23 protein-coding genes are annotated in these 26334 nt (G+C 64.0%); 18 read left to right on the top strand and 5 right to left on the bottom strand.

The genetic code is table 11. The annotated features are described in order from the left end of the window. Positions 1-75 precede the first annotated feature (75 nt). The gene (locus tag IB277_RS24715; protein ID WP_029742909.1) at positions 76-534 is read left to right on the top strand and encodes an Rrf2 family transcriptional regulator; all 459 of its coding nucleotides are present in this window, start codon (positions 76-78) and stop codon (positions 532-534) included. A 62-nt stretch (positions 535-596) separates the two neighbouring features. Here the strand turns inward: IB277_RS24715 and IB277_RS24710 are convergent, their stop codons facing one another. Next, entirely contained in the window at positions 597-1310 is a 714-nt protein-coding gene (locus tag IB277_RS24710) for an SDR family NAD(P)-dependent oxidoreductase (protein ID WP_049811030.1), read from the bottom strand. A 51-nt stretch (positions 1311-1361) separates the two neighbouring features. On the opposite strand from IB277_RS24710, the gene IB277_RS24705 reads away from it, so the two are divergent. The 3 genes from IB277_RS24705 to IB277_RS24695 all read left to right on the top strand — a co-directional run bounded on the left by IB277_RS24705 (position 1362) and on the right by IB277_RS24695 (position 3993). Then, the gene (locus IB277_RS24705; RefSeq protein WP_049811029.1) at positions 1362-1988 is read left to right on the top strand and encodes a Crp/Fnr family transcriptional regulator; all 627 of its coding nucleotides are present in this window, start codon (positions 1362-1364) and stop codon (positions 1986-1988) included. A gap of 57 nt (positions 1989-2045) precedes the next feature. Beyond that, the gene (locus IB277_RS24700; RefSeq protein ID WP_049811028.1) at positions 2046-2621 is read left to right on the top strand and encodes a class I SAM-dependent methyltransferase; all 576 of its coding nucleotides are present in this window, start codon (positions 2046-2048) and stop codon (positions 2619-2621) included. 145 nt (positions 2622-2766) lie between these two features. After that, positions 2767-3993: an acyl-CoA dehydrogenase family protein gene (locus IB277_RS24695; RefSeq protein WP_192371993.1), complete on the top strand. Its 1227-nt coding sequence runs from the start codon at positions 2767-2769 to the stop codon at positions 3991-3993. 79 nt (positions 3994-4072) lie between these two features. Here IB277_RS24695 and IB277_RS24690 read toward each other — a convergent pair whose 3' ends face one another. Both IB277_RS24690 and IB277_RS24685 read right to left on the bottom strand, forming a co-directional pair. After that, entirely contained in the window at positions 4073-5470 is a 1398-nt protein-coding gene (locus tag IB277_RS24690) for an LLM class flavin-dependent oxidoreductase (protein WP_034805763.1), read from the bottom strand. Positions 5471-5549: 79 nt separating this feature from the next. After that, positions 5550-6767 (bottom strand): SfnB family sulfur acquisition oxidoreductase, encoded by a 1218-nt coding sequence (locus IB277_RS24685; RefSeq protein ID WP_034805765.1) that lies wholly within the window; start codon positions 6765-6767, stop codon positions 5550-5552. A 396-nt stretch (positions 6768-7163) separates the two neighbouring features. Here IB277_RS24685 and IB277_RS24680 point away from each other — a divergent pair, with 396 nt between their 5' ends. The 14 genes from IB277_RS24680 (at position 7164) to IB277_RS38975 (ending at position 24601) form a co-directional block, all read left to right on the top strand. Continuing rightward, positions 7164-7550, top strand: a complete 387-nt coding sequence (locus IB277_RS24680; RefSeq protein WP_034805768.1) for a hypothetical protein — start codon at positions 7164-7166, stop codon at positions 7548-7550. Between the two features lie 157 nt (positions 7551-7707). Continuing rightward, a complete protein-coding gene (locus tag IB277_RS24675; protein WP_034805970.1) occupies positions 7708-8610 on the top strand; it encodes a LysR family transcriptional regulator in 903 nt (300 codons plus the stop codon). 89 nt (positions 8611-8699) lie between these two features. Continuing rightward, a complete protein-coding gene (locus IB277_RS24670) occupies positions 8700-9188 on the top strand; it encodes a GAF domain-containing protein (RefSeq protein WP_034805770.1) in 489 nt (162 codons plus the stop codon). Positions 9189-9245: 57 nt separating this feature from the next. Next, on the top strand, positions 9246-10364 hold the full coding sequence (locus IB277_RS24665; RefSeq protein WP_051659710.1) for an NAD(P)-binding domain-containing protein: 1119 nt from the start codon (positions 9246-9248) through the stop codon (positions 10362-10364). Between the two features lie 216 nt (positions 10365-10580). After that, positions 10581-11525 (top strand): ABC transporter permease, encoded by a 945-nt coding sequence (locus IB277_RS24660; RefSeq protein WP_192371992.1) that lies wholly within the window; start codon positions 10581-10583, stop codon positions 11523-11525. Further along, a complete protein-coding gene (locus IB277_RS24655; RefSeq protein WP_034805777.1) occupies positions 11522-12340 on the top strand; it encodes an ABC transporter permease in 819 nt (272 codons plus the stop codon). The genes IB277_RS24660 and IB277_RS24655 overlap by 4 nt, the downstream gene beginning before the upstream one ends. Beyond that, positions 12337-13965 carry an ABC transporter ATP-binding protein gene (locus IB277_RS24650; protein WP_192371991.1) on the top strand — a complete coding sequence of 543 codons (1629 nt, stop codon included), beginning with the start codon at positions 12337-12339 and terminating at the stop codon, positions 13963-13965. The genes IB277_RS24655 and IB277_RS24650 overlap by 4 nt, the downstream gene beginning before the upstream one ends. Before the next feature lies 1 nt (position 13966). After that, positions 13967-14824, top strand: a complete 858-nt coding sequence (locus tag IB277_RS24645) for a serine hydrolase (protein WP_034805783.1) — start codon at positions 13967-13969, stop codon at positions 14822-14824. Positions 14825-14861: 37 nt separating this feature from the next. Continuing rightward, positions 14862-16406 carry an ABC transporter substrate-binding protein gene (locus tag IB277_RS24640; RefSeq protein WP_192371990.1) on the top strand — a complete coding sequence of 515 codons (1545 nt, stop codon included), beginning with the start codon at positions 14862-14864 and terminating at the stop codon, positions 16404-16406. Positions 16407-16519: 113 nt separating this feature from the next. After that, the gene (locus IB277_RS24635; RefSeq protein WP_192371989.1) at positions 16520-17959 is read left to right on the top strand and encodes a M20 family metallopeptidase; all 1440 of its coding nucleotides are present in this window, start codon (positions 16520-16522) and stop codon (positions 17957-17959) included. A gap of 250 nt (positions 17960-18209) precedes the next feature. After that, positions 18210-19469 carry a plasmid partitioning protein RepA gene (gene repA, locus IB277_RS24630; RefSeq protein ID WP_034805794.1) on the top strand — a complete coding sequence of 420 codons (1260 nt, stop codon included), beginning with the start codon at positions 18210-18212 and terminating at the stop codon, positions 19467-19469. A 5-nt stretch (positions 19470-19474) separates the two neighbouring features. Further along, positions 19475-20551: a plasmid partitioning protein RepB gene (gene repB / locus IB277_RS24625; protein ID WP_034805797.1), complete on the top strand. Its 1077-nt coding sequence runs from the start codon at positions 19475-19477 to the stop codon at positions 20549-20551. Between the two features lie 341 nt (positions 20552-20892). After that, positions 20893-23763 (top strand): DNA translocase FtsK, encoded by a 2871-nt coding sequence (locus IB277_RS24620; RefSeq protein ID WP_192371988.1) that lies wholly within the window; start codon positions 20893-20895, stop codon positions 23761-23763. Positions 23764-23917: 154 nt separating this feature from the next. After that, a complete protein-coding gene (locus tag IB277_RS38975; RefSeq protein WP_371813668.1) occupies positions 23918-24601 on the top strand; it encodes a DUF930 domain-containing protein in 684 nt (227 codons plus the stop codon). A gap of 75 nt (positions 24602-24676) precedes the next feature. Here the strand turns inward: IB277_RS38975 and IB277_RS24610 are convergent, their stop codons facing one another. Both IB277_RS24610 and IB277_RS24605 read right to left on the bottom strand, forming a co-directional pair. After that, entirely contained in the window at positions 24677-25555 is an 879-nt protein-coding gene (locus IB277_RS24610; RefSeq protein ID WP_112975528.1) for an SDR family NAD(P)-dependent oxidoreductase, read from the bottom strand. Next, complete coding sequence (locus IB277_RS24605; protein WP_060644690.1) at positions 25552-26334, bottom strand: hypothetical protein; 783 nt, start codon at positions 26332-26334, stop codon at positions 25552-25554. Before IB277_RS24605 ends, IB277_RS24610 begins: the two co-directional genes overlap by 4 nt.

Below are 26334 nucleotides of genomic sequence, written 5' to 3'. Positions count from 1 at the left end.
CAACCCGTTACCCCCGGTAAATGCCGCGGGAAGGGGCGTTGTGGCGGCTTTCCTTGTTCAGGAAAGTGAAGTGACATGTTGACCAAAAAAGGAAAATACGGGCTCAAGGCCCTTGTCGACCTGGCTCAACTGGAGCCCGGAGAGACCGCCTTCATCACCGAGATCGCCACGCGGAACAATATTCCGAAAAAGTTCCTGGACGCGATCCTGCTCGAACTGCGCAATGCCGGCATCCTGCGCTCGAAGAAGGGCCCGGGCGGCGGCTATTCGCTCTCCCGGCCAGCCTCCGACATCCGCATCGGCCAGGTCATCCGCACGCTCGACGGTCCCCTGGCGCCGATCCGCTGCGCCAGCCGCACCGCGTTCGAGGCCTGCGACGACTGTGCCGATCCGGTCAACTGTCATGTGCGCAAGTCGATGAGCAACGTTCGCGACGCGATCGCCTCGATCCTCGACAACATGACGCTGGAGCAGTTCGCCGCCAACGACAACGCGTCCGAGATCGTCGCCTTGAGGGACGCGGAGGCTGGCTAACCTTCGCGCAAAGGCCCGCTGTGGGGCCTGCGATCGCAAGATGCCGCTTGAGAACTGCAGCGTCACAGCTTTCTGATGATCGCGGCGGCTGCAGGCGGCGCTATGATTTCGAGCAGGCGCAGCAATCGCGCCTTGCCGACATGGATGCGGGTTGCGCCCGGCTCGAGCGCACGCAGGATTTCCTTCGCCGCATAGGCCGCGCTGACCTTGCCCTTTCCCCGCCCTGATGTCATCGGGGTATCGACGAGCGGCAGCACCACATCAACCACTTTGACTGCGCCTGCCTGGTGCTGGACGGAAAGTGCATCCGAAAACATGCGCAGCCCCGCCTTGGTGGCGCTGTAGACCGCCGACGTCGATTTCGGATAACGGGCGAGTGCTGAGCCGACATTGACGATGACGAAGGGGCGCCCGGGCGTCTTCGGCAGAAGCAGCCGCGACAGCAGCATCGGCGCGACGAGATTGGTATCGACTTCGTCCGCGATTTGTCCGGCGTCGTAATGCGGGTCGTCGAACCGGACATTGTGCTGGATGGCCGCGTTGTTGATGAGACCGTCGATCGGATCGCCCGCCATCTTGGCTCCGCAGGCGATGGTTGCGGCCCGATCGCAGAGATCGAGCACCCGCGTTTCGATCCTCCGGTTTCGCAGCGTCAAGTCCTCCAGTCGCTCCCGGTCGCGGCCAAGTGCTAAGACATTGTGCCCTCTCGCGGCCAGTTGCAGTGCGATCTCCCTGCCGATTCCCGAGCTTGCCCCGGTGACGACGTAGCGTGCCATGTGATCTATTTCCCGTTGTTGCGCAGTCGAATCTGCAACGGGAGGACGGGGATGGCATTAACCGAAGTTAAGCGCGGAGAGGGCGCTGCGATTTCGCTGTTCGAGCGCATCGCCCGGCATCCGCTGGCGCAGGCGGAGCGACTGGCCGAGGCGATGCAGGTGCGCAGCGTGGGGGCTGGCGAAGCGATCTTCCATCAGGATGAGCCGCATCCCTATGTCTATGTGATCGAGCGCGGCCTGGTGAAGCTCACCTATCTGCGTGCCAATGGCGAGGAGTGGATCAAGTCCTTCGCCATCGAAGGGCGGTTCTTTGCGAGCCTCTCGGCGCTGGTGCCCGCCGGGCGGGCGAGCTTTTCGGCAATTGCGGTCGAGGAGAGCCGCCTCGAGAAAATTCCGTTCGTGACGCTGCAGGCGCTGGCCGACACCGACCTTGGCTGGTCGCGGATGATCCGAAGTGCGCTGATGATGCTTGCCGAGCGCAAGGAGCGCCGTGAACGCCAGTTCCTGACGCTTGATCCCGAGGAGCGCTATCGCGCACTGCTCGTCGAGGAACCGGAGGTGGTCGCACGGGTGCCGCAGAAGGACCTCGCCGGCTATCTCGGCATCACCCCGGTCGGCCTCAGCCGCATCGCCAAGCGAGTGCGGGGGGAGGCCGACACCAGGCTTAACCCGGGTTAATGCGCGGCATCCGACAAGGAGCGATACCAGGCACCGTTGCAACAACGGAGGCGCGACTTGACCAAACAGAAAGCGGCATCGGATTTCCTGCTCTTCCTCAGATCCTGGGCGGCTAGACCGCTGGAGGTCGCGGCGATCGCGCCTTCGAGCAGACGGCTGGCGGTCGCCATGACCACCGAGATCGGACCGCTCTCCGGCAATGTGCTCGAACTTGGGCCTGGCACCGGAGCCTTCACGCGGGCACTGCTTCGCAACGGCGTTTACGAGGACAATCTCATCCTGGTGGAGCGCAATCCGGCTTTCGCTATGCTGCTGCGGGAGCGGTTCCCGAGCGCGACGCTGATCGAGGGCGACGCCCAGCACCTGGCCCTGCCGGCGGTGAAGTCCATCGGGGCGGCGATCAGCGGCCTGCCACTTCTGTCCATGCCGGCGCAGACCGTGCGGGCGATCCTCGCCTCGGTCTTTCATCACCTTGCCGAGGATGGAAGCCTGTTCCAGTTCACCTATGGACCGCGATGCCCGATCTCGCTCCAGGTTCTGGGCGAGCTTGGGCTCAAGGCCTCCTTTCGGCGCTGGGTGCCGCTCAACCTGCCGCCTGCCAGCGTCTATCGCATTTCCCGGAATAGTGCCTGAGCGCGATGGCCCCGTTTCCCGCCGGCGCGTGGGCGGCACCGAGTGGCAGGTAAGACTTTCTCGGGCTTCCGCCCAAGTCAAAATTCATTTGCTGTTATTGTCTATAGAATAAGTTCATTATTATGCCTCAACCAAGGAGAGGCGGATGAGCAACGTACACTTCCTCAGAGAACCGGCGCCGGTGAACGCCGAACATGACGAAAGGCGACGGGAGCTTTTTGCCCGCGCCGAGGCGCTGTCAACCGATCTTGCCCGTCGGGGCGCCGAACTCGACCGGGTGGGCGCGCCGCCGCGCGAGGAGATCGAGGCGCTCCGCCAGGCTGGTCTGTTGACGGCGTTGCATTCGCCGGAGATCGGTGGGGCCGGCTTGAGCTGGATCGACGGGCTGCGGCTGGTGCGCGTCGTCGCGCGCGGCGAAAGCTCGATCGGGCAATTGCTGGGCTACCACTACGTCAACAGCCAATACGTCTATTGGGCCGCCGCCGATCCCCGGCAAGCCTGGGTGCTGGGCGCCGAAACGGTCGAGCGGCAGCTCTACTGGGGTGCAGCCGTCAACCCGCGCGACCCCGGCCTGACGCTCGAGCGGCGCGGCGCGCACTACGTCTTGAACGGCCGCAAGACGTTTTCGACCGGCGCGCATGTCTCCGACCGCATCAACGTCAATGCCACGCTCGACGGCAAGATCGCCAATTTCGTCGTGCCCACCGACCGTCCCGGCTATATCGCGAACGACGACTGGGACAATATCGGCCAGCGCCTGTCGGACAGCGGCAGCGTCGAGTTCCGCGACTTTCCGGTTTATGGGCGAGACTTCATCCAGGCGCTTGCCGAACCCTTAGATCCGCCACCGGTGCAGGCGACGTTCAACACGCCGCTGATCCAGCTCGTCTTCGTCAATTTCTATCTCGGCACGGCGCAGGGGGCGCTGGCAGCAGCGCTCGACTACGTCCGCAGCACAACGCGTCCCTGGGTGACGTCCGGCGTCGAGCGTGCCGGCGACGACCCCTATATCCTTGAGGCGATCGGCGAGCTCCAGACGAACCTGAAGGCGTCGGTCGCGCTGGCTGATGCGGCTGCGGCAGCGGTCGAAGCGGCCTTGTCCGAGGGCAGCTCGGTAACGGCCGAGGCGCGGGGCGCGGCGGCGATCGAGGCCTATGCGGCCAAGGTGAATTCCACCCACGTGGCGCTCGACGTGACGGCAAGGGTGTTCGAATTGATGGGCGCGCGCGCCACGGCTGGGCACTATCGCTTCGACCGCTACTGGCGCAATGTCCGCACCCACACGCTGCATGACCCGGTCGCCTACAAGGCGCGCGAGGTCGGCGACTTTGCGCTCAACGGTCGGATCCCGCCGATAAGCCTTTACAGCTGAACCTGACGCACAGGGTGACTGTGCGTGGAAAGACGCCGCCTGAACAAAGGTTCCGGCGGCGTTTCTTTGATGTCTTCGCTTAAGCGGAGGCCGCGATCGTCTGCCGCTGGCCGGCGAGGTCGCGATAGCCGGCGCCCGGATGCGGCGCTGCAAGCCTCGGACCGGCGCCGAAGAGCTTTTCGCGGAGCGTGCCTTCGCGGTAGCCTGTCTTGTAGACGCCGCGTCTTTGCAGTTCCGGCACCAGCAGGTCGACGGCGTCTTCGAAGGTCCCGGGCGTGATGGCATAGGCAAGGTTGAAGCCGTCGACATCGGTGTCCTCGACCCATTCCTGCAGGAGATCGGCGACCGTCGAGGGCGAGCCGACGAAGACGGGGCCGAAGCCGCCGATACCCACCCAGTCGGCCATTTCGCGCACGGTCCACACCCGATCCGGGTCGATGGTCGTAAAGGTCTCGACGGCCGATTGCACCGCGTTGGTGTAACGGTGGCGAAGCGGCTCGTCCGGGGCGAACTGGCCGAAATCGATGCCTGTCCAGCCGGAGATCAGCGCCAGGGCACCCTCGTAGGACACGTGGCTGCGGTATTCGTCGAACTTCTTCTTCGCCTCCGCGTCGGTTTCGCCGAGGATCACCGTCTGCAGATTGAAGGCGAGGATTTCGCGTGGGTTGCGGCCGGCGCGCGCGGCTGCCTCGCGGACATTGGCGACATAGCGCTTCAATACGGTTTTGGATGGCGCGGCGACGAAGATGCATTCGGCGTGCGCCCCGGCAAAGTCCTTGCCGCGGCTCGAAGAGCCGGCCTGGTAGAGCACGGGCGTGCGCTGCGGCGACGGTTCGCTCAGGTGAATGCCGGGAACCGTGAAGTGGCGGCCGTGATGGTTGATCGGATGCACCTTTTCCGGATGGGTGAAGATACCGCTTGCCCGATCGCGCACGACGGCGCCGTCCTCCCAGCTTCCTTCCCAGAGCTTGTAGCAGACCTCCAGATATTCCTCGGCGAGATCATAGCGGTCGTCGTGGCGCGCCTGCTGCGCCTGGCCGATGTTGAGCGCGCCGCTGTTGAGGTAGGAGGTGACGATGTTCCAGCCGACACGCCCCCGGGTCAGATGGTCGAGCGTCGAGATGCGGCGGGCGAAGGTATAGGGATGCTCGAAGGAGAGCGACGCCGTCAGCCCGAAGCCGAGATGCTCGGTCTCGTAGGCCATGGTCGGCACCAGTTGCAGCGGGTCGTTGACCGGGACCTGGGCCGAATGCCGAAGGGCTGCATCCGCATTGCCGTTCAGCACGTCATAGACGCCCAGCACGTCGGCGATGAACAGGCCGTCGAACTTGCCGCGCTCGAGCGTTTTTGCCAGATGCACCCAGTAATCGAGATCCTTGTAGCGCCAGGACTGGTCGCGCGGATGGGTCCAGAGCCCTGGCGACTGGTGGCCGACGCAGTTCATGTCAAAGGCATTCAGCCGGATTTCGCGGCTCATGGGGCTCTCCTTCGGGCAAGGTTGGGCGTTGCCCAAAGCGCCGGTCACGCCTCGGGACGATCGCGCGCGGTCGATGGGCTCAGAGTGCGCCGTTCTTCGGCGGCTTGATGCCGTTCAGGTGGTAGTTGCCGACAACGTGATGCTTCCAGCGCACCGGGTCGTGCAGCGTGTGGGTGCGGGCGTTTCGCCAATGGCGGTCGAGGTTGAGGCCGATCTTCGTCGATGCGGTGCCGGCGAGTTCGAAGAGCGTGTTGCTCGCTTCCAAGGCGATTTCGGTCGTCAGGACCTTTGCCGCGGCAACGGCAAGCGTCGCTTCGATCACGCTTTCCTCGGTACCGTTGATCTGGGCGACGTCGACCTTTTTGCCGGCACGCTCCAGCGTGGCCGTTGCCGCCTCCAGGCGGATGGCAAGCTGGCCGATGCGGGCGATCGTCAACGGATCGTCGGCCGCCCGTTCGGCGCCACTGTCCATCCAGGGGCGCGCATGATTGCGGACAAAGTCGAGGGTTTCGGCAAAGGCTGCCCGGGCAATGCCGAGATCGATGCCGGCATGGATGATCTGGCCGACGCTACCGATCGTCGTCGGCCTTTCGAAGCCGCGGTGATGGCGCACCACCGCATCGGCGGCCACATAGACGTTCTGCAGCACGGTCGTGCCGCTGCCGGTCGTGCGCTGGCCGAAGCCGTCCCAGTCGTCGATGATCTGCAAGCCCTCCGCGCCGCGCGGCACGAAGGCCATGGTCAGCTTGTCGTTCGGATCAAGGGCGAAGATGACGATCCATTCGGCAAACAGCACGCCGGTCGAATAATATTTGCGCCCGTTCAGACGGAAGCCGGGGCCGTCGGAGGAAAGCCGGGTCTCATAGTCGCCGACGGTTTTCGTGCCACGTTCCGAAAGGGCGTTGCCGAAACGGTCGCCGGCAAGCGCCCGGCCGAAGAAAAAGGCCTTTTGCTCCTCGGTGCCATCGGTGCGCAGCGCCTCGAGAATGTAGAAATGGTTCTGCGGGATCTGGCCGATCGAGGAATCCGCTTCCGAAAGGATGGCGGTGACTTCGGCAAGAACGGCATTGGAGACGTCTATGCCGTCATACTCCGGCGGCACGGTGATCGCCAGCAGGCCGGATTGGGCGAGCGCATCGAGCTCGTCGAAGGGCAGAATGCGATCCGTGTCCCGCTCGTTGGCACTCCCTGCAAATTCCGCCGCCAGCTCACGCGCGATCGACAGCGCTTCCTCTTCGCTTTCGATCCGGTGCGCCGGGGCTCTAGTTTTCTCGGAAAGCCGCGAGATCGTTCCCATGTGACTGCTCCCTGTCGATTGAGGTGCATATCAGTGAATTATCTGGCCTGATCGGGTAAGATAGTATATTCTATAGAAATTATCGATTTGAGTATTTCGTTTCGGCCTTGATGGCGACTTGGTGTTTACCTTCGGGTCGGGATGGGTAAGATCGATTCGGGGGAAGGTCAGGGAAGAGGACCCTGGTGATGCTCGGCGGCGTGTATGCTCACCGATTTCCCGCCAAAATTGACTGCGGCTCAGGGAACCATCGCCCGATTTGTGCATTTGCCTCATCGCCTGCAGTTTGACCCGTCGTGTGGCCCCAGAGTATCGGCCACCCGGCACGAACACAAACATATGCTGACAGAATTGGCCATTCGCGTTTCCCGGCCTTAACCACTGAAGGAGACACAAATGACGAATTTCCTGCCTGCTCTCCATGAAGGGCACGCCTCCATCACGCTGCAGAACCTGTTTCGTGATGCTCTGGAGGCCTATGATGACTGGGGCGCCAACATGCCCGAGCCCATCGTTGCGTTCGAAGGCAAGCGCATTCCCATCAGCGAGGTCTTCGACTGGATGAAACCTTGCAGCGACATCATGCCGGCAAACCTCATCGGCATCGTAACCGACCGACTGAACAAGCCGTGGAGCGGTGAAGGGCCGCTCGACGCCATGACCGTCTCGACGGCCGCGCGTGTCATGTCGGTGCTGACGCGGCGGCAGCTGCGCAGCTTCGGTCGCGGCTCGATCGAGATCTTCGCCGACCGCTTCAACCATCCGGTCCACGCCAGCGCGTGAGACCGGTGACCTCAGAGGAGCGCGCGTGCGCGCTCCTCGTTCCCGGCGGGTATCCGTCACGGATTTCCCCGCACCTTGCCGACCCCTTCCTTGAAGCATCGCCTTCCCGTAAACACGAGGGGAGAGCAAGCGGATGTTCGAGCGGACCGGGGGCGGCGTGAATTTTCGACAATTGGAAGTGCTGCGCACGCTGTTGGCGACCGGATCGACGATTGCGGCCGCCAAGACGATGGGGCTCAGCCAGTCCGGCGTCAGCCGGCTGTTGCAGCAGCTCGAGGAAGAGCTGTCGCTGACGCTTTTTGCCCGTGACAAGGGCCGGCTGATTGCGACGCCCGAGGCGATGAAGCTCGCCGAGGATGCGGAGCATATCTTGCTCGGCATCGACCGGTTCACCAATCTGGCGCAGGACCTGCGCAGCGGCGCAGTCGGCCCAGAGGTCGTGCGCATCGGCCTGCCGAACAGCATGTCCGAGACCTTCGCCCCGGCGATGCTCGCCGACTATGCCAAGGATTTTCCCGGCGTGCGCGTCGAAACCTTCTTCGACACGACCGTTGCGATCGCCCGCCTCGTCGAGCAGCGCATCATCGATTTCGGCTTCCTGCGTTATGAGGGGCAGCTGAGCGCCGGTCTCGAAATGCAGCCGGTCGCAACCGGCCTCAGCGTCTGCGTCATGGAAAAGGGGCACACGCTTTCGCAGCACGAAACCGTGACGCCGAAGGAACTGCGCGGCGTGCCCTTGATCCTGATCGGCCGCCGCCGGCCGACGCGGGTCATGCTCGACGAGATCTTCCGCAAGGCCGGCGTGCCGCAAAAGGTCAAGATCGAGACCCACAGCAACAGCTCGGCCTGCGCCTACGCGGCCTACGGCCTTGGGGTCGCGATCATCAGCAGCTTCTTTGCCAATCTGCACCGGCACCTACCGATCGAGATCCGTCCGTTTTCGCCGCACCTCACCCAGGATTTCGGCGTCGCGACGGCGGCTGGCGTACCGCTGTCGCTTGCAGCCCAAGCCATGATTGACTGCCTCAAAAGGCAGGTCGCCGCTTCGCAGCAGCCGTGAGACAATGGCCTCAAGGTTGCGGCCATTGGCAATGGGACGGGCGCGACACTACATTGCCGGCCGATACGAACATTAGAGCGGATAAGATCATGTTTCAGGCAGCCACCATCGACACAGGCGACAAGCGCGCTTTCTATGCGGAGTTGGCCCAGCAGCTCGAATCGCTGCTTCATGGCGAGCCGAACCTGATCGCCAACGCGGCCAATACGTCGGCGCTGATGTTCCAGACCATGCCGAGCCTCAATTGGGCGGGGTTTTATTTCCTCGAAACCGACGACGAACTCGTGCTGGGACCGTTCCAGGGCAAGCCTGCCTGTGTGCGCATCGCCGTCGGCCGCGGGGTCTGCGGAACGGCCGTCAAGGAAGACCGCTCGATCCTTGTGGAAGACGTCCATGCCTTTCCGGGGCACATCGCCTGCGATGCGGCCTCGCGCTCGGAACTCGTGGTTCCGGTGCGGCGTGACGGCCGGGTGATCGGCGTCATCGATCTCGACAGCCCGGAGCCTGCACGCTTCGACCGCGACGACCAGATCGGCATCGAAAAACTTGCGGCGATCTTCGCAGCGGCAATTGCATAGGGCCGCCGCCGTGGATGATCTGGCAAGGACTGACAGGCTTTTGCTTCGGGCCGCACCATGACGGATGCGGCTCAGCCTGTCGATGTCGAAACGCATGCGCGCGTGGCCCGCAAGATCGACATCGTCGTCATCGGCGCCGGGCAGGCGGGATTGTCTTCGGCCTATCACCTGGGCCGGCTCGGGCTGGCGCCTCACAGGCAATATGTCGTCATCGACCGGTCGCCGCAGCCGGGCGGGGCCTGGCAGTTTCGCTGGCCGTCGCTGACCTTGAATACGGTCAACGGTATTCACGATCTTCCCGGCATGAGATTTTCCGAAGCGGTCGATACCAGCAAGGGCGAGGTTCACGCGGCCGTCGCCGTGCCGCAGTATTACGGCGCCTATGAGAAGGCATTCGGTCTGCCGGTCCGCCGGGCGGTGGCCGTCAAGGTCGTGTGTGACCGGGGCGAGCGCTTCAGGGTCGAGACGGACGACGGGGCTTATGCTGCCCGCGGCATCATCAACGCGACCGGCACCTGGGAGGCCCCCTATATCCCGCCCTATCCGGGAGCGGAGCGCTTCAAGGGGCACCAGCTGCACACGAAGGATTATCAGTCGGCAGCGCAATTCGCGGGGCAGCATGTGCTGGTCGTCGGCGGCGGCATCTCCGCCATCCAGCTGCTCGATGAAATATCGCAGGTGACATCGACCACGTGGGTAACGCGGGAGGAGCCGGCCTTCCGCGACGAACCGTTTACGCCAGAGGTTGGACGCGCCGCCGTAGCCATGGTCGAGGACCGGGTTCGCCGCGGCCTGCCGCCGGGCTCGGTCGTCTCGGTGACGGGCATTCCGGTGACACCTGCGATCATGGCCGCACGTGCACGCGGCGCGCTCGAGCGCCAGCCGATGTTTGCCGAAATGACCGAAAACGGCGTGCGCTGGTCCGACGGGCGCGAACTGGCCGTCGACGTCATCCTCTGGAGCACCGGCTTCAGAAGCGCGCTCGATCACCTGGCGCCGCTGCAACTGCGCAATGCTGACGGCGGTATCCTGATGACCGGTCGGCTGGCGACTCAGGTGGCAAAAGACCCGCGCATCCATCTCGTCGGCTACGGGCCGTCGGCTTCCACCATCGGTGCGAACCGGGCAGGAGGCGCTGCCGCCCGCGAACTGGCCGATTTTCTTCATCTGACCTGACGGAAGCCGGCGCGATCGCGCCGGCTTCCTCGCCAGCGAGCAGCCGGGCAGCGCCCACCCGGTCGCGATGAAGTTGCATGCCCTTTTCATAGAGGTATGACATTTACTCATAATATTGCACGATTTTTTCCAATCGATCATAGTCCCTTCAACAAGAGAGCCGACGGGCAGGAGAATCGCGGTAACGCGTGCGGCCTGCCTCAGTACGGGGAACCCATGATCAAATTCATTCTCAATCGTCTCGTGATGGCGATACCGACGATCGTGATCGTCTCGGTTGCCGTCTTCACGCTTATCCGCCTCATTCCCGGTGATCCGGCAGCGCTGATGCTCGGCGATATGGCCGAACCGCAGCAGATTGCCGCGTTGCGCGCGGAGCTCGGTCTCGACCGCAGCATCCCGGAGCAATTCGTCATCTGGGCCGGCAACATCCTCTCCGGCGATTTCGGCACCTCGATCGTCACCGGCGAGCCGGTGCTGCATCTGGTCGTCAGCCGCTTCTTCGTCAGCGCCGAAATCGTCGTCATCGCCGTGCTTCTCGCGAGCCTGATCGCGGTTCCGGCCGGCGTCATCGCCGCCTGGCGGCAGAACAGCCTGACCGACCTGGCGCTTGTCGGTTCGGCGACCGTGCTTCTGTCGATCCCAACCTTCTGGCTCGGTCTTCTCTTGCTGCTCGCCTTCGGCCTGAAGCTCGGCTGGCTGCCGGTGCTTGGCTACTTGCCGATCTCGGAGAACTGGAGGGCCGGCCTTCTCTATCTGGTGCTGCCGGTCATGACGCTTGTCATCCACGAGATGGGCGTGATCATCCGCATGGCCCGCGCCTCTACGCTCGAAGTGCTGCGGCTCGATTACATCACCCATGCCCGTGCCAAGGGGCTTTCGGAAAGTGCCGTTCTCTGGCGCCACGCCTTCAAGAACGCCTTCGGCCCGACCTGGACGATGATTGGCCTGATCCTCGGCAACCTGCTCGGCGGCATCGCCGTCATCGAGACGGTGTTCACCATTCCGGGTCTTGGCCGTCTAATGGTCGATGCGATCTTCCAGCGCGACTATCCGGTGATCCAGGGCTGCCTGCTGCTCGTCGCCTTCTCCTATGTCGTCGTCAATCTGGTGGTCGACCTCCTCTATCCTCTCTTCGATCCGCGGGTGGTGGCAGAATGAGAAAGCTCACTTTCAACGGCGCCATCGGCGGCGGCCTGATCGGCCTGCTGGTCATCACCGCCCTCATCGGCCTTTTCTGGACGCCTTATGATCCGATGGCGCTCGGCTTCACCGCGCGGCTTGCCGCACCCGGTGCAGCGCACTGGCTCGGCACCGACGAGTTCGGCCGCGATGTCGCCAGCCGCCTGATGGTCGGCGCCCGTGCCAGCGTCTGGATCGGCTTCCTGACCGTCACCTTCGCCGTCGTCTTCGGCACCTTCATCGGCATCGTCAGCGGCTATGCGCGCGGCTGGGTCGATGGCGTGATCATGGCGATCAACAACGCGCTCCTGGCCTTCCCCGGCATCCTGCTGGCGCTCGGCCTGCTCGCCGTCTTCGGCGCCAACCAGTACGGCATCATCTTCGCGCTCGGCATCGCCTATACGCCGTCAATGGCCCGCGTGGTGCGCGGAGCGGTGCTGTCGCTGCGCGAACGCGAGTTCATCGAGGCGTCGCGGGTGATGGGCAATGGCGAGATATATACGATGCTGCGCCATATCCTGCCGAACTGCGTCGCGCCGATCACGGTGCTTGCCACCTCGATGTTCGGCTGGGCGATCCTCTCGGAAAGCGCGCTTTCCTTCCTCGGTCTCGGCGTGCCGCCACCGGCACCCACCTGGGGAAACATGCTCGCCGCCGGCCGCCCCTTCATAGAACAGGCCGTCTGGCTCGGTTTCTTCCCTGGTCTCTGCATCGCTCTCACTTTGCTCGGCATCAACCTTCTGGGCGACGCGCTACGCGACCGTCTCGACCCCCGCATGCGAGGCCTGAAATGACCGGCAATCCTCTTCTCAGTGTCCAGCGCCTTTCGCTTGCCGTCACTCACTCCGGCAACCAGGTAGTGAAGAACGTCAGCTTTGACGTCGCGCCCGGCGAAATCGTCGGCATCGTCGGCGAAAGCGGCTCCGGCAAGACACTGGCGACACGCGCGATCATCGGGCTCATTCCGCCGGCCGTCCGCCGTATCGGCGGCACGATCCTCTACCGGGGTAAGGATGTGCTCGGCATGAAGGACCGGGATCTCCGCCAGCTTCGCGGCGGGGAGGTCGGCGTCGTCTTCCAGGAGCCGATGACCTCGCTCAACCCGTCGATGACCATCGGCCGGCAGCTCGAGGAAGGGCTGATCCTGCACACAAAGATGTCGGTCGAGGAGCGCCGCACGGCGATCCTCTCGATGCTTGGTCGCGTCGGCATACGCGAGCCGGAGCGGGCGTTGACCGCCTATCCGCACGAGTTCTCCGGCGGCATGCGCCAGCGCATCATGCTCGCCTCGGTGATGCTGTTGAAGCCAGCCTTGCTGATCGCAGACGAGCCGACGACCGCGCTCGATGCCGTCGTCCAGCGCGACGTCATGGAGCTGATGGTCGAGTTGACCCAGGCCGAGGGCACTGCAGTGCTGCTCATCAGCCACGACCTGCCGATGGTCGCCCGCTACACCAACCGTTTCGTGGTGATGGAAAAGGGCGTCGTCGTCGAGCAGGGGCTGACCGAGGAGATCCTGCAAGCACCGCAGCATCCCTATACCCGCAAGCTGCTTTCGTCGCTGCCGTTCCGTGGTGCTGCGCGTGAGCTCGACATGACCCGCACGCCGATGGTTTCGGCGCGCAATATTGTCGTCGAGTATCCCGGCCGCAAGGGTCTCTTCCGCAGGCACGAGCCGAAGCGCGCGCTGCACGGCGTCAGCGTCGATATCCATGTCGGCGAGGTCGTGGCACTGGTCGGCGGTTCCGGCTCTGGCAAGACGACGCTCGGCCGCACCATCGCAGGCCTCGTCCAGCAGGCCGAAGGCGACATCCTGTTCCAGGGCCGCCAGCGCAGCGCCGACTGGCGCGATTATAGGCTGAACTGCCAGATGGTCTTCCAGGATCCCTATTCGTCGCTCGATCCGCGCATGACCATTCAGGCGCTCCTCGAGGAAGCGCTGCGGCTGGTGCCGGACCTCGATACGCCGGCCAAGCGTCGCCGTGCGCTCGAAACGCTTGAGGAAGTCGGGCTCAGCGCCGATTTCGCCAATCGCTATCCGCATGAGCTCTCGGGCGGCCAGCGCCAGCGTGTGGCTATCGCCCGCGCCATCGCACGGCGGCCAAAATTCCTGATCGCCGACGAGCCGGTGTCGGCGCTCGACGTAACCGTTCGCTCTCAGGTGCTGGAACTCTTCTCGAACCTGCAGAAGCGCTACGGCTTCTCGTGCCTGTTCATCAGCCACGACCTCGGCGTCGTCGAGCAGGTCGCCGACCGCGTCATCGTCATGCAGGACGGGCGCATCATCGAAGAAGGCGACCGCGACCGGATCTTCGATGCGCCGAAGGATGCCTATACCCGCAAGCTGCTTTCGGCGATCCCGGCGCTCGATCTCAACCAGACCGGTGGCGTCACCCTCAAATGGCGGCTGGAGGCCTGAGATGAGCACGGAAATCAAGACCGGTGCGATCGCGGCCGAACTCCACGCGATCGCCGACGCGGAGCCCTTCGTCACCCGCTTCCTCGTGCGCAATCTCCAGACCGGTGAAACCATCGGCCGTGGCGAGGGTGAGGAAACACCATCTGCCAGCACCCGCAAAACCTCGATCATGATGGCGGCGCTGAAGGCGGTGGCAGAAGGCCGGCTTCATCTTGACGAGCGCATCACCTACGAAGCACGGCTCGCCCAGGAAGTGGCGAGCGGCATGTTCCGCTACCTGACGCCTGGAATCGTCATTTCGCTGCGCGACGCGATCGTCGGCATGATGGTTCTGAGCGACAATGTCTGCACCAAGATGGTGTTCGAGCGGCTGACGCTTGAAGAGGTCGACGGCTATTGCAAGGCGCTCGGCATGGTGGGCACGCACCATCGCTTCCTCATTCCGCCGCTGGCGCTCAAACCCGATCATTCGCTGGCCGACGTCACGACGACGACGGCTGCCGACCAGGTGATGCTGCTGGAACTGATCCTCGCCGCCGAGCACGATGCCGCTGCTGCCGCCAGGCTTGGCATCACGGTCGAGCTCGCCGCCTTCGCTGTGCAGACGCTGAAGAACCAGGTTTTGCGCTATGGCATCCGCTCGCGGCTGCCCTTCGATACGGTCGTCGCCTGCAAGGGGGGTCGCGGCAAACGCGGCCGCATGGATGCCGGCGTCGTCTATCGCGACGGCAAGCCGCTCTATGCGATCGCCGCCTTCACCGACGGCGTACCCGCGCTGATGCCCGACGGCACGCCCGGCTACACCATCGCGCTCGAAACCATCGGCAAGCTGTCACAGGTCTGCTGGCGCGCCTTTTGAACCGACAACACCAACAATCAGAAAAGAGAGAGGAACCATGAAAACCATACTTCTTGCCGGAACCATGCTGATGAGCGCGATCGCGCTCGGCCATGCGCGTGACCTGACGGTCGCCCAGAGCTCGGACATCCGCAGCAACGAGCCCGGCGTCAACCGCGACGGCAACACCGACTCGGTGATCTTCCACATCGTCGAAGGTCTGGTCGGCTACGCCGAGAACGGCGAAGTGAAGCCGCTGCTCGCGAAAAGCTTCGAGGTTTCGCCCGATGGCCTGACCTATACGTTCAAGCTGCGAGACGACGTGAAGTTCCACAATGGTAAGGCGCTGACCGCGGAAGACGTGGTCTGGAACTGGAACCGCTACATGAAGCCGGAGACCAAGTGGACCTGCGCCGGCGACTTCGACGGCAGCAAGTCGATCAAGGTGACGAGCGTCGCCGCAGCCGACGCCTCCACCGTCACCATGAGTATCGAGAAGCCTTCGGCCGTCTTTCTCGGCCTGATGGCCCGGCCGGAATGCGGCTACACCGGCATCGTCTCCCAAGATTCCGTCGGCGCAGACGGCGCTTACACTGCGCCCATCGGCACCGGCCCGTTCAAGTGGGCGGAATGGAAGAAGGGCGAATATGTCCGGCTCGAAAAGAACGCCGACTACGTCTCACCCGCCAATGACGGCAAGCCCGATGGCATGGTCGGCTCGAAGCGGCCGCTCGTCGACGGCATCAAGTTCATGGTGATCCCGGACGCCTCGACCGTGAAGACCGGCCTGCTTTCGGGCGCGCTCGACACCGCCGAAGTCTCGGCCGATCTCATTGCCGACTTCAAGGACAGCGACACGATGCAACTCATCGTCAAGCGCAACAACGGCAAGAACCTGCTTTACTTCCAGACCCGCGACAAGATCTTGAGCAACGTTGCGGTTCGCCGCGCGATGGCCGAAGCGCTCGACCTCGACCAGCTCGTCGCCGCTGTTTCCAACGGCACCGGCGAAGCCAACGCATCGATGGTCTCGGCCGACTCGATCTTCTACTCCGACGTCCAGAAGAAGAAGATCCCGATGGATCTCGAAAAAGCGAAGAAGAACCTGGCTGATGCCGGCTACAACGGCGAGCCGATCACCATCATCGCCAACAAGCGCGGCAACGTGCCGAGCTTCCCCGCTGCCGTCGTCGCCCAGGCGATGATGCAGCAGGTGGGCCTCAACGTGCAGATCGAAGTGCTCGACTATGCGACCCAGGTCGATCGCCGCCGCTCCGGCAACTATCAGGTGATCTCGCAGTCGGTGTCGCCGCGTCTCGATCCGGCGCTGATGTACAGCTTCTATGTCGGCAACAAGGACAAGAACGCCTCGCTGATGTGGGACAACCCGAAGGCGGTTGAACTGATGAAGGCAGCCTATGTCGAGGCCGACCAGGCCAAGCGCCAGGCGATCTTCGACGAGTTCCACCAGCTGATGCTCGACGAGGTCCCCGGCATCTTCATGTACGACATGGTCGACATCTGGGGCGCCACCAAGAAGCTGCACGGCCAGCCGGTCTGGCAGTCCAACACCCGCCTCTGGGAAGTGACGCTCGACGACTGATGCGGGCGTAGTCCTTTCTCTCCAGCGGATGGCGGCCGTTTGTCGCCCTCCGCACCTCCTTAGACAAAACTGCTGATGCGACCGCGCCCCGCGCCGTCGCAAAAGGATGATTGATGCCAAATCCAGCCGCCCGGACCGCCCTTGTCGACACGATCGAAGCGCTGAAGCCCGAATTCGCCGAAATGAGCGACGCGATCTGGGACCATGCGGAACTGAGTTTTCATGAGGAAAAGTCGGTAGCGACGCAGATCGCCATGCTGGAGAAGCATGGGTTTCGCGTGTCGCGCGGACTGGCGGACATCGATACCGCCTTCGTCGGCGAGAGCGGGCAGGGCCTGCCGGTGATCGCCTTTCTTGGTGAGTTCGACGCGCTTGCGGGTCTGAGCCAGGTGGCCGGCGTCGCCGAGGCGAAAGCGCTCACTGAGGGCGGTACGGGCCATGGCTGCGGCCACAATCTGCTCGGCACGGGTTCGCTGCTCGCTGCCGTCGCGCTTGCCCGCTACCTCAAGGAAAACGACTTGCCGGGCACGGTGCGCTATTACGGCTGCCCCGGCGAGGAGGGCGGTTCCGGCAAGACCTTCATGGCACGCGCCGGCATCTTCGCTGATGTCGATACGGCGCTGACCTGGCACCCGGCACCCTTCAACGGCGTACGCTCGACCAACAATCTCGCCGTTCTTGAAATCAATTACCGCTTCAAGGGCGTCGCCGCGCACGCATCGAACGGTGCCCATCTCGGCCGCAGCGCGCTCGACGCGCTGGAACTGATGAATGTCGGCGTCAACTTCCTGAGGGAGCACATGCCGCAGGATTGCCGCGTGCACTATGCGATCACCGATGCCGGCGGCAAGGCGGCAAACGTCGTCCAGGCCCGCGCCGAGGCGCTCTATCTCGTGCGGGCGCCGCAGATGCCGGAGGCCTTGGCGCTCGCTGCCCGCATCGACAAGATCGCCAAGGGGGCGGCGATGATGACGGAGACCGAGGTCGAGATCGTCTTTGACCGGGCGGCGACCAATCTGCTGCCCAACATCGCGCTGGAAACGGCGATCCACGACAACATGGCGGCGCTCGGGCCGGTTCCCTTCGACGAGGCCGATATCGCCTTTGCCAAGGACATCCAGAAGACGCTGACGCAGGAAGCAATTTCGAGCAGCATCCGGCTTTACCAGATCAAGGGCGATGTTTTTGCGAACAGCCGCATGGACGGTTCGACCGGTCTGCATCTCGGCCTTCGCGATTTCGAGGGCCAGTCGCATTTCCGCGCCGGCTCGACCGATGTCGGCGACGTCAGCTGGATCACGCCGACCGCGCAATGCTGGGCGCCCGCCTGGGCGATCGGCACGGCGCCGCACACCTGGCAGGTGGTGGCGCAGGGCAAGAGCCCGGCCGCCCACAAGGCTTTCGCCCACGCGGCAAAATCACTGGCCACGACCGGCCTCGACCTGATCCTCGATGCCGATCTTTTGGCACGGGCAAAGGCCGAGTGGCGTGAAAAGACCGAGGGCAAGCCCTACCAATGCCCGATCCCGGATCATATCGGTCCGAAACTCTGAAATCATTTTTTCGATGCCTGCAAACGCCCGCGCCACCCCGCGGGCGTTTCGTTTTGTCGGCGTCCGGAACGTCTGCCCGGCGAGTGCACGCGCCTTTGAATGGCGCCAGACTCTTGACGCGAATCGCAGGCTCCGGCATCTCTGTTACGGAGTTTTCCGAATAAGTGCCGATTGGCCGTATTTGAATTGAATCTCTGTTAGCGTGATGTGGCGCCGTTGGGCCGCTGACGCGCGCAAGGAGTATGGCAGAATGAATATGACGGCAACCCAGGCAAGACAGGACGCGGGTCACTCCCAGGCACGCCGTCCGGCCGACGAAGCGATCGCGGCCGATGCCCGCGCGCTTTCCGAACAGTTGAAGGCGATGCGCGAGCGCCTGTTCGCGCCGACGGCGATGAAGACATTGCGCAGCTTCACCTCGGGCGAGGCGGCCAAGCTGATCGGCGTTTCTGACGGCTATCTGCGCCAGCTCTCGCTTGCGGGTGAAGGTCCGCAGCCCGATACCGGGCTTGGCGGCCGCCGCTCCTATTCACTCTCCGACATCAATGCGCTTCGCCGGCACTTGGCCGAACAGGCGCTTGCCAAGGGCAATGCCGCCAAGGCGCGCAGCTATCTCAAGTGGCGCGATGCGGAAGCGGGCGAACACCTGCAGGTGATCTCGGTCACCAACTTCAAGGGCGGCTCCGGCAAGACCACATCGTCGGTGCATATCGCGCAATATCTGGCGTTGACCGGCCACCGCGTGCTCGCCGTCGACCTCGACCCGCAGGCCTCGCTGTCCGCACTCTTCGGTTACCAGCCGGAACTCGACCTTACCGGCAACGACACGCTCTATGGCGCGATCCGCTACGACGCCGAGGCGCGGCCGTTGAAGGACATCATCCGCAAGACCTATTTCGACGGCCTCGATCTCGTGCCGGGAAATCTCGAACTGCAGGAGTTCGAGCACACGACGCCGCAGGCACTGAGCGCCCGTCACAATGGCACGGACGCTGGCCCGCTGTTCTTCGCCCGCGTGCAGGCCGCCCTTGCGAGCGTCGCCGACGACTATGACGTCGTCATCATCGACTGCCCGCCGCAGCTCGGCTATCTGACGCTGTCAGCGCTCTGCGCCTCGACGTCCGTCGTCGTCACCGTGCATCCGCAGATGCTCGACGTCGCCTCGATGAACCAGTTTCTCTACATGACGTCGGACCTCCTGAGCGTCGTGCGCGAGGCCGGTGGCGAACTCAACTTCGACTTCCTGCGCTACCTCGTCACCCGCTTCGAGCCGAACGACGGGCCGCAGGCCCAGATTGTCGGCTTCATGCGTTCGCTCTTCGGCGACCGGGTGTTGACCTCGGCCATGGTGAAGTCCACCGCGGTTTCCGATGCCGGCCTGACGAAGCAGACGCTCTACGAGGTCGGACGCGAGAATTTTACCCGCGCCACCTATGACCGCGCGATCGAATCGCTGAACGCCGTCAACGGCGAGATCGAAACGCTCATTCACGCGGCCTGGGGGCGCTGACCGACATGGCTGGCAACCGCAAGAACGAACTGCGCGCACTCTTTTCCGGCAATGTCGCCCCGGCGGCGCCTGCCGCGGAAGCGGATGACAAGGCGCCCGCCGCACCAAGCGTGCAGCCGGCAAAGCCAGTCGTGGTCCCCGCCGCCCAGGCCGACGTGCCGCGGGCCGCCTCCGGCGCGATCAAGGCCATGGGGCTTTCGCTTGGGAGTATCACCCGCGAGGCGGAAGAGGCCCGGGCGCTGCGCGAGGCCCTGCATCAGGGCGAGCGCGTCGTCGAGCTTGATCCGGAGCTGATCGATGCGTCTTTCGTCGGCGACCGCCTGACCGACGGCGAGACCGACGATCCGGAATTCCTGGCGCTCGCCGACAGTATCCGCGACAGCGGCCAGCAGTCGCCGATCCTCGTGCGCCCGCACCCGCAGAAGCAAGGCCGCTACCAGACCGCCTACGGCCATCGTCGTCTCAATGCCGTGCGCAGCCTCGGCACCAAGGTCAAGGCCATCGTCCGGCCGCTGACTGACGACGAGCTGGTGCTGGCGCAGGGCAAGGAAAACGCCGAGCGGCGCAACCTGTCCTTCATCGAGCGTGCCATGTTTGCGTCGGCGCTCGCCGACCGCGGCTTCGACCGGAAGGTGATCGGCGAGGCGCTCGCCGTGCAGAAGAGCGAGCTGTCGCGCCTCCTGCAGGTGGCCGAAGGCGTGCCGCCGGCGATTGCCCGCGCGATCGGCCCGGCACCGAAGGTCGGCCGCGAACGCTGGATGGCCTTCGGCGCGCTGCTTGAGGACATGGTGACCGTCGAACTGGCGCAGGAGGAGTGCCGCTCGCGCCGCTTCCTCGAAGCCGAAAGCGACCAGCGGTTCCAGATCGTCTTCGCGCGCCTGTCGCGCAAACCGAAGCCGGACGCAGCGGCCAAGCCGGAGACGCTGGTCGACGCCGGCGGACGCGCCTTTGCCAAGCTCAAGCGCGACGGCAAGAATGCCCGCATCGAGTTCTCAGTCGATGTCGATCCAGCCTTCATCGACGAGGTCGTCGAACTGCTTGCCAAGCAGCATGCGGTGTTCGCGGCGGGCCGCGAAGGCTGAACGAAGTCTGCCCTTCTGAAAGTTCCAATCGGGCCTGCGTGACGCTCTCACGCAGGCCCGATTCGTTTTCCCGGCGGAGCCGATGGTAGGCCGCCGCGAGCATCCCCGTGCGATCGCCGCTGTCGCCCCCATCCAAGAAATATTTTCGGCCGTGTGAGGCCGGCGACGGGATGTCGCGGCGGCCTTGGGGCGTCGGGCATTGCCGTTGCATGGAGCCCACAGAAAGGCAGCAATCGACCACGGATCCCGGTTCGAAACGGGGCGTTGGAAGGGACTTGTTAACCTTCATTTCCTATCGCTTAGAAGGCCCCGCGGCGATGTCTCTAGCTCTTCCAGGACCCATGCGTATTCCCAGGACAAACTTCTCACAGGCTGCTTTGCATGATGCAAACCAGGCGGATTATTTCAATGGTCCGCAGGATGATGCGTTGAGCGGTATGCCCACCCATGAGGCGGAACCCGCCGACCCCTATCAGTTGTACGAGGCGCCGGCGGCGCCTCGCCGGCCGGCGAACCAGCAGGCTGAAACCACGAGCCGTGCGACCCGCCTCTATGGGCAGGGTTCCGCCTACGCTCCTGCACAGGTGACGTCGACGATGAGCGAACCCTTGCCGACCCTTTCGGAGATTGCCGGCCACTACGGCGATTCCACCTGGGAGAGCCATTTCTTCCTGGCGCCGAACGTGCGCTTCACCCGCACGCCCGAGCGCGAATTCATGAAGCGACGCGCGCCGCAGGTCGAAGAAGGCGAAACGGCAACCGAAGTCGAAGAGGCGATCGTCGCGGTGGCGGCGGAGCCTGCTGCGGTCTTGGTGGAAACCGTTGAGCCCGTCGCGACGGCCACGGTCGAGCCGGTACAGACGGAAGCTTCGGCCGTTGCTGCTGACGAGGCGCCGCTGGCCGAGGTCGCGCTGCCGTCCTACAGCCCGTCCGAACTGTTGCGCATGCTGACCAACCAGTTGCCCACTTGGACCGCCGCGCAAAACACGATCGAGCCGGCCATGCTCGCGCGTGTCGAAGCTCCGGCCGACGAGAGCGTAGCCCTTGCGCCCGTTCTGACGACGCAGATCGCCGTTTCCGCGCCGGTCGCCGAAGTCCAACCCGCGCCCGCTCAGGCAGGCGACGCTTCCGTCGATCAGGGCGCTGCGCATTCTGTCTTCCTGTCGGATTTCGCCTTCTTCGAATTCGGCCCGGCCGACGATGCTGAGGTTGCCGGTACGGAAGCCACCCATCCGAAGCCCTTTGTCGAGACGCCCGCCCCGACACCGATGACGCCTGTCGTCACTCCCGCTGCCTTTGCTGCCGTTGCGGTGACACCGCCAGCACCCGTGCGTCCGGTTGAAATCCGCCGTATGCCGCCGACGGCGATCACCTCGCTGTTCCGCGTTGTCGATGTCCGCGGCGCAAAGCCGGAGGATGTGCCAGCACAGCAACCGCCCGCCGCCGCCGCTGAGGCCGTTGCCGACGTTGCGCCAGCTCCGGTTGCCATGGCTGAAGAACCGGTGACTGTAGCCGCCGCTGAAATCATTGACGTCGAACCGGTCGAAATCGAACAGCCGACGCCGGTTGCCACGAAGGCGGCCATCACCATGCCGGCGCAGGTCACCCGCGCGCCCAGCAACATGCCGGCCATCGGCTCGACCGACCGCGCGCCGAGCGCCGACGGCTACGAGTTCCCATCCGAGGAACTGCTGCAGGAAGCGCCCGTCGGTCAGGGCTTCTTCATGACGCAGGAGCAGCTGGAACAGAATGCCGGCCTGCTCGAAAGCGTGCTCGAAGATTTCGGCGTCAAGGGTGAAATCATCCATGTTCGCCCCGGCCCGGTCGTCACGCTCTACGAATTCGAGCCGGCGCCCGGTGTGAAATCGTCGCGCGTCATCAACCTTGCCGACGATATCGCCCGCTCCATGTCGGCGCTTTCGGCCCGCGTCGCGGTCGTGCCCGGCCGCAACGTCATCGGTATCGAACTGCCGAATGCCACCCGCGAGACCGTCTATTTCCGCGAGCTGATCGAATCTGTCGATTTCCGCAAGACCGGCTACAAGCTGGCGCTTTGCCTGGGCAAGACGATCGGCGGCGAGCCTGTCATCGCAGAGCTTGCGAAGATGCCGCATCTGCTCGTCGCCGGCACCACCGGCTCGGGCAAGTCGGTCGCGATCAACACCATGATCCTGTCGCTGCTCTATCGGTTGAGCCCGGATCAGTGCCGCCTGATCATGGTCGATCCGAAGATGCTCGAACTCTCCGTCTATGACGGCATCCCGCATCTGCTCACCCCCGTCGTTACCGACCCCAAGAAGGCGGTCATGGCGCTGAAGTGGGCCGTCCGCGAGATGGAAGACCGCTACCGCAAGATGTCGCGGCTCGGTGTGCGCAATATCGACGGCTACAACCAGCGCGCCGCCGCTGCCCGTGAAAAGGGCGAACCGGTGATGTGCACGGTGCAGACCGGTTTCGAAAAGGGCACCGGCGAGCCGCTGTTCGAACAGCAGGAAATGGACCTGGCGCCGATGCCCTACATCGTCGTCATCGTCGACGAAATGGCCGACCTGATGATGGTCGCTGGCAAGGAAATCGAAGGCGCGATCCAGAGGCTGGCGCAGATGGCGCGTGCTGCCGGTATCCACCTGATCATGGCGACGCAGCGTCCTTCGGTCGATGTCATCACCGGCACGATCAAGGCGAACTTCCCGACCCGCATCTCGTTCCAGGTGACCTCGAAGATCGACAGCCGCACGATCCTTGGCGAGCAGGGTGCCGAGCAGCTGCTCGGCCAGGGCGACATGCTGCACATGCAGGGCGGCGGACGTATAGCCCGTGTCCATGGCCCGTTCGTTTCGGATCTTGAGGTTGAACACGTCGTCGCACATCTGAAGACGCAGGGACGCCCGGAATATCTCGACACCGTCACGGCGGAAGAAGAGGAAGAAGAGCCGCAGGAAGAGACCCCGGTCTTCGACAAGAGCGCGCTTGCGTCGGAAGACGGCAACGAACTCTACGACCAGGCCGTCAAGGTGGTCCTGCGCGACAAGAAGTGCTCGACCTCCTACATCCAGCGCCGCCTTGGCGTCGGCTACAACCGTGCTGCCTCGCTGGTCGAGCGCATGGAAAAGGAAGGCCTCGTCGGGTCGGCGAACCACGTCGGCAAGCGCGAGATCATCTACGGCAACCGCGACCATATGAGCGCGCCCGACAACGACGACATGGATTGATACCGGGCGTAGCCCAGGCCAGTATTTCGAGCCGTCGCTGACAGGTTGTTGGCGGCGGCTTTTCTATCTTCGAGTTGCTGTTAGTGTCGCCTGCGTCAGGAGCCGTCGTCGTGATGCTTCCGGCCCTAATGTCGCGCATGGGATGATCTGATCGGTGCAAGCAGTAAAGCATCGTCGCAATGAGACACCGATCTGGCCAAGCCTAACGCTTGCTCTCATCCTCCATGCGTTCGCCGTGTCGGTGCTTTTCCTCCTCCCGTCACCGCGGCCACCTGTTCCGAGCCCGGACGAGGGGATCGCCGTTCAGATACTGGAATTGCCGCTCCCACGCCCTGAGGTGGTGCAGCCCGTGCTCGGACCGCAAAATGCGCCGCCCGTCGCGCATTCCGTTCCGGAGACGGCGCCTGCCGCGGAAACAGCCACGCTACCGCCGGCTGCCCAGCCGATGGTGCAAGCGAAGCGGTTCTTCTCGGCGGCGATACTGGCTGATCCACGCAGCAGACAGGCGCTGGAAGGGCTGTCACAGCTCACCGCCGATGAACAGATTGTCCAGCTCTGCAATCTCGAGGCGATGGAGCAGGTTCATCGCTGGCGCGTTGACTTTACCCCCGACCTGCTCGTCGCCTACGCCACGTCGGATATCGTCTTGGTTGGGCGGAACCTCCGCGCCGATGGCGCCGCCTTTCGCAGCAAGGGGCGCTGGTTTAACATCAAATTTGGCTGCGCCGTGGCGCCGGATATCAAAAGCGTCGCCGCATTTGAGTTTCAGGTTGGTGACGAAATTCCGGAAAGTGAGTGGGAGGCAAATTTCCTCTCTGCCGGTGCCGAAGCCCACTGATCGTGGCCATGGCCGAAGTCCGCTCCCTGTGCACTTTGGTGAACGACCTGACGAGAAGCAGGCTGCGGAGCCGGATCAAGCCGGGGCGGTTCCACCTTTGGCGTGGCCTGTGCGGCAGCAGTGCTTCAGTTGCTTGCCAGATCCGCAGGGGCAGGGGTCGTTGCCGCGCAGTTGCAGGCGACCAACAAGCGGCAAGAGCGCTGCGGAGGGAAGGAGGCCCGCCATCAGGATTGCCAGCCTGGCGGAAATGCCGGGAATGACCAGCCGCCGGCGCGCCTTGAAGCCGCGCCAGGCGCATTTTGCCACGTATTCCGGAGTGGCTTTCGGGAGCGCCTTGAACAAGGCAGCCCTGTTGGCGCCGGATTTTTCGAGGAACTCGGTCGATACCGGTCCCGGCGCAACGCAGGTCACAGTTACGCCGGTCCTTCGCGTCTCCTGGTATAGCGCTTCGGAGAACGAACGAACGAAGGCTTTGCTCGCATAATACATTGCCATGTACGGGCCGGGCGTAAAACTCGCGACCGAGGCTAGATTGATGATGCCGCCGCGGCCGCGCGCGACCATGCCCGGCAACAGGTGCAAAGTAAGGGCCGCAAGCGCACGCACATTGACGTCGATCATTCCAATCTGGTCGGCAATCGGCAAAGCGGTCGCCGCGCCGCGCAGGCCATAGCCGGCACTGTTGACAAGAACGTCGCAGACGAGGCCTTCGCGCGAAAGAAATTCGTCGAGAATGCGCGCGGCATCGGGCGAGGCCAGATCGACCGGCAGGGAGAATGCCTCGCCGCCCGCCTGTCCGATCGCGGCCTGCACGACGTGCAAGCTTTCGATGGATCGCGCGACCAGAACGACCGGCGCGCCGTCTCGTGCGGCAAGTTCGGCAATTGCCCTGCCTATGCCCCGGGACGCTCCGACAACGACAATGGCGGGTCGTGGTGACTGCTGCGATGTCATGCCGATGGCTCCGGCGTAGCGATTGGCGGCTTGTCAACTTCGGAAAGGATCGCCACCTCGTCGGCGATCTCACCGTTCAATATTTCCTCGAAACGCGCCAGGGCTCGCGCGACGTTGGCGCCGTCCATGACGCGGTGGTCATAGTGGATCCTGACCGTGACCGATCCGTCGTCACCGATCGGCCCATAGTTGAAGATGGTCGTCAAAGGCGTCAGCGGATTAAGCGACTCCGCACCCAGGCCGGAATAGACCGACAATTGGAAGGTGCCGAAGCGGTGGCCCCGCTGGCGCCCCATGTTCAGGCTGAGCCACATCAGCAGCCGCCGCAACGGCGCGGGCAGGCGTGCAATCTTCAACGCCCGCCGGAATTCCCTGATCTCGAGCACGGGGCGGGACCGGGCCTCCTGGAGCAGGGCGCTCAATTCGGCAAGGGACCGCCTCTCGGGTTGCTTGATCGTGCTGAGAAGGACGACCCGTTCGCCTTCGTGCTCGCGCTCGTGCGCCACGGACGCGATGCTTCCGGGATACTCATAGAGTTGCGGTCTCGGAAGCTTGACATAAGCCCGGCGAAACTCGGGTGTCTCCATCGAGAGTAACCCGTAACCCTTGAGAAACAACACCATCCACGATGGCCGGTCAGGTCGGCCTGCCCGGGCTTTGTGCAACGCGCTGATGTCCATCTGCCGTTGCACCGTGACCCGCGGCACGCCGATGGAAAATCGCATCAGATCGCCGACGAGGCGTCGTGCGGCGGAAAGCTTGATCGGTCGGCCGCGCAT

The organism is Ensifer sp. ENS07 (assembly GCF_014852185.1).
Lineage (GTDB): Bacteria > Pseudomonadota > Alphaproteobacteria > Rhizobiales > Rhizobiaceae > Ensifer > Ensifer adhaerens.
This window is presented reverse-complemented; position numbering and strand designations above follow the sequence as displayed.

What these genes read in the sequence shown, in the direction of transcription:
- IB277_RS24635 (WP_192371989.1), top strand. Translation starts at nt 16,520, where the DNA reads ATGCCAAATCCAGCCGCCCGGACCGCCCTTGTCGACACGATCGAAGCG.
- repB (WP_034805797.1), top strand. Translation starts at nt 19,475, where the DNA reads ATGGCTGGCAACCGCAAGAACGAACTGCGCGCACTCTTTTCCGGCAAT.
- IB277_RS24715 (WP_029742909.1), top strand. Translation starts at nt 76, where the DNA reads ATGTTGACCAAAAAAGGAAAATACGGGCTCAAGGCCCTTGTCGACCTG.
- IB277_RS24685 (WP_034805765.1), bottom strand. Translation starts at nt 6,767, where the DNA reads ATGGGAACGATCTCGCGGCTTTCCGAGAAAACTAGAGCCCCGGCGCAC.
- IB277_RS24670 (WP_034805770.1), top strand. Translation starts at nt 8,700, where the DNA reads ATGTTTCAGGCAGCCACCATCGACACAGGCGACAAGCGCGCTTTCTAT.
- IB277_RS24620 (WP_192371988.1), top strand. Translation starts at nt 20,893, where the DNA reads ATGCGTATTCCCAGGACAAACTTCTCACAGGCTGCTTTGCATGATGCA.
- IB277_RS24655 (WP_034805777.1), top strand. Translation starts at nt 11,522, where the DNA reads ATGAGAAAGCTCACTTTCAACGGCGCCATCGGCGGCGGCCTGATCGGC.
- IB277_RS24690 (WP_034805763.1), bottom strand. Translation starts at nt 5,470, where the DNA reads ATGAGCCGCGAAATCCGGCTGAATGCCTTTGACATGAACTGCGTCGGC.
- IB277_RS24640 (WP_192371990.1), top strand. Translation starts at nt 14,862, where the DNA reads ATGAAAACCATACTTCTTGCCGGAACCATGCTGATGAGCGCGATCGCG.
- IB277_RS24695 (WP_192371993.1), top strand. Translation starts at nt 2,767, where the DNA reads ATGAGCAACGTACACTTCCTCAGAGAACCGGCGCCGGTGAACGCCGAA.
- IB277_RS24660 (WP_192371992.1), top strand. Translation starts at nt 10,581, where the DNA reads ATGATCAAATTCATTCTCAATCGTCTCGTGATGGCGATACCGACGATC.
- IB277_RS24610 (WP_112975528.1), bottom strand. Translation starts at nt 25,555, where the DNA reads ATGACATCGCAGCAGTCACCACGACCCGCCATTGTCGTTGTCGGAGCG.
- repA (WP_034805794.1), top strand. Translation starts at nt 18,210, where the DNA reads ATGAATATGACGGCAACCCAGGCAAGACAGGACGCGGGTCACTCCCAG.
- IB277_RS24665 (WP_051659710.1), top strand. Translation starts at nt 9,246, where the DNA reads ATGACGGATGCGGCTCAGCCTGTCGATGTCGAAACGCATGCGCGCGTG.
- IB277_RS24645 (WP_034805783.1), top strand. Translation starts at nt 13,967, where the DNA reads ATGAGCACGGAAATCAAGACCGGTGCGATCGCGGCCGAACTCCACGCG.
- IB277_RS24605 (WP_060644690.1), bottom strand. Translation starts at nt 26,334, where the DNA reads ATGCGCGGCCGACCGATCAAGCTTTCCGCCGCACGACGCCTCGTCGGC.
- IB277_RS24710 (WP_049811030.1), bottom strand. Translation starts at nt 1,310, where the DNA reads ATGGCACGCTACGTCGTCACCGGGGCAAGCTCGGGAATCGGCAGGGAG.
- IB277_RS24680 (WP_034805768.1), top strand. Translation starts at nt 7,164, where the DNA reads ATGACGAATTTCCTGCCTGCTCTCCATGAAGGGCACGCCTCCATCACG.
- IB277_RS24705 (WP_049811029.1), top strand. Translation starts at nt 1,362, where the DNA reads ATGGCATTAACCGAAGTTAAGCGCGGAGAGGGCGCTGCGATTTCGCTG.
- IB277_RS24650 (WP_192371991.1), top strand. Translation starts at nt 12,337, where the DNA reads ATGACCGGCAATCCTCTTCTCAGTGTCCAGCGCCTTTCGCTTGCCGTC.